This window comes from Vicinamibacteria bacterium (assembly GCA_035620555.1).
Taxonomy (GTDB): domain Bacteria; phylum Acidobacteriota; class Vicinamibacteria; order Marinacidobacterales; family SMYC01; genus DASPGQ01.
Map to the genome: position 1 here is coordinate 1 of DASPGQ010000359.1, position 2,523 is coordinate 2,523.

The 2,523-nt window shown below is 61.4% G+C and carries 2 protein-coding genes; one reads left to right on the top strand and one right to left on the bottom strand.

Annotated features, from left to right (window positions below; all coding sequences use genetic code 11):
* Positions 1-606 precede the first annotated feature (606 nt).
* Positions 607-1,950: a retropepsin-like aspartic protease gene (locus tag VEK15_14595; protein HXV61923.1), complete on the top strand. Its 1,344-nt coding sequence runs from the start codon at positions 607-609 to the stop codon at positions 1,948-1,950.
* 33 nt (positions 1,951-1,983) lie between these two features.
* On the opposite strand, the gene VEK15_14600 is transcribed toward VEK15_14595, so the two are convergent.
* Positions 1,984-2,523 (bottom strand): kelch repeat-containing protein (locus VEK15_14600; protein ID HXV61924.1); only part of this gene is annotated, 540 nt, incomplete at its 5' end.

The following is a 2,523-nucleotide window of genomic DNA, read 5'->3' on the forward strand; positions in this document are numbered from 1 at the left end:
GACCGACGTAGTATCGGGTCGCCGTCCACTCCCGTGGTCCCACGAGTTTGCGCGAGACCTTTGCGTAATTGAGTCTGCCGAGATTGCCGACGCCGAAGGTCGTGAGCGAATGGTACCAGTTGTTTCCATCCACGAAGAGGACTGAGCGCTCGGGCATGGACTGGCAAAAAAGGAAAACCCCGGCGTGTGGCCCGTTAAGGCCAGACCCCGGGGGGATCAGAACTGGAACCCCGTAAGATCCCAGTCAAGGAAATTATCGACATATCACGCCGGAGAGTCAAGCGCCTGAGTCCCTTGCTTCGCTACGCGCAAGTCGGAGCTTGGCTCACGCGACGCCCGCGGCCGTCCAAAAGAAGAATTGTATCCAGAGCGCATCAAGAACAAAAGTGAGCCTTGGCAGGGCGTGAATGCGCTCGGATACAGTCCGTTGAACGATCCGCGGGCAGTAGGACTATGGCCTTTGTATTTGTATATGTATAGGTGCGACGCGCCCGCTGTACGTTCTCGGCTCAATTTCGGTGTGCCCGAGAAAGCCGTAACATCGAAGTCGGGTCAATGCCGATGAGAGAACATGGAGAAGCTCGTGCTATTCTCTTTGGTGCCATCGTGACCGCTCGGCTCAGCCTATCTCGACGGTCGCCGCAAGCCTCGCTGGCGGCGGGAGCTCCGACGTCCCGGTTAGTCATCGGGCGAGCGCTCGTGTTCGTTCTCGGGATGGCTGTTCTCCCTCGATGCGACTCCACGCCGGACGAGGTCGCGCTCGCTGAGCTCAGAGCCCTTCGAGAGAGCCGGGACTACTTTAGCTTGCGAGAGCGCCTCGACGGTCTATCGGGGTCCGATCATCCCGAGCTGCTCTTCTTCCGGGCGACGGTCCAGCACGCCTTCAACGAGCTCGATGCTTCGAACGCGACTCTTGCGCATCTCCTCGAGCGAGAGGACCTCGACGAGGAGCTCTTGTTCGAGGTGCGTGCATTTCGAGTCAAGAACGATGCGCGACGATACCGATATCGGGAAGCCTATGAGACATCGCGGCTCATCCTCGAGTCGACCGTGCCCGAAACTCGCCTGGAAGACCTCGAGGACGTGCGGAACACCGCGCGTCTTATCGAGGCTCTCGCCGACGTTCCCGCCCAGGTGGCGGAGATCCGTGCTCCCACGGAGCTTCGCGTCGATGCCTCGCGGCATGTGCCGCTCCAGATCGGAGAAGCGCACCGAAGTTACCTCCTGGACACCGGTGCCAATCTCTCCGTCCTCATGCGATCGGAAGCTGAAGGGCTCGGCCTCGAGATCCGCCCCGCGGGAGTCGAGGTCGGAACTTCGACGGACGTGAAGATCTTAGCCGACGTTGCCGTCGCCGACTTCGTGACCATTGGAAACGTCGCGTACCGCCACGTGGTGTTTCTCGTGCTCGAGGACGACCATTTGAGCTTCCCCGGCGGCTTCCGAATCCCCGGTATCGTCGGCTTTCCTCTCATCGAGGCAATGGGCGAAGTCACGTTCCGCTCCGATGGAACGATCGCCATCGCGGGCCAGACGTCCCGATCCGATCCACAAAACCTGGCGTTCGAGGAGCTGGTTCCCCTCACGCGTGTTCGTTACGGAGAGGATTGGCTCATCTGCCGACTGGATACCGGTTCGTCGTCCACGGACTTCTACGAGCCCTTCTACGAAAGGTATCGCTCCCGGGTGGAGGCGCTCGGCGTGGCGGAAAGCTATCGAACCGGCGGGGCCGGCGGAGTTCGGGAAGTCCCGGCGTACATCCTTCCCGAGATCGCAATCGAAGTCGGCGGGACAGAAGTCAGGTTGACCGATCGGCCCGTGTACAAGCAGCCCATCACGGAAGAGAAGGACAACTATCTGTTTTGCAACATTGGCATCGATTCGCTGGCGCAGTTCGCCGAGTACTCGTTCGACTTTCGCCAGATGTCTTTCGTGTTGGGCGGCCGATGACCGTCGTCGACGCGCTATGGCGGCAGCTCGAAGCTATCTTCGAGCTCCGTCGCTTTCCCTCCAGCCCGAGGATTCGGCCCAGGTCCAAGTCGATGGCTCGAGCGCCCAGCTCTCGTCGACGAGGTCTCCGCTGCCATGGATGATGAGCGTCCCGCGAAACCGATCGTAAGCGGAGGCGTAGATACCGCGGCGTACCGGCCCGTCGTTCGAGATCATCTCCCACCGGCTTCCGTCCCAGCTCCACAGATCCCGAAAGAGTCGATCGTCTTCCCGTCCACCGTAGAGAAGAACCCTTTCCCGATCGGCGTCATAGGTCATGGTGTGAAACCCGCGCGGCCCCGGGCCGTCGATTGCCAGCTGCGTCCAGGTCGACCCGTCCCAGGTCCAGGTGTCCGCGAACGTTCGTTCGAGGTCCTGGCCGCCCATCAGGACGACGATTCCGAGCCCGTCGTGGTAGGCCATCGCGAACGGCGCCCGCGCATCGGGGCCTTCGGAGCTTGCGAGATGCCAGGTCCGCCCATCCCATTCCCAGGTGTCGCCAACCAGTTGCTTGCCGTTCCATCCTCCAAACAG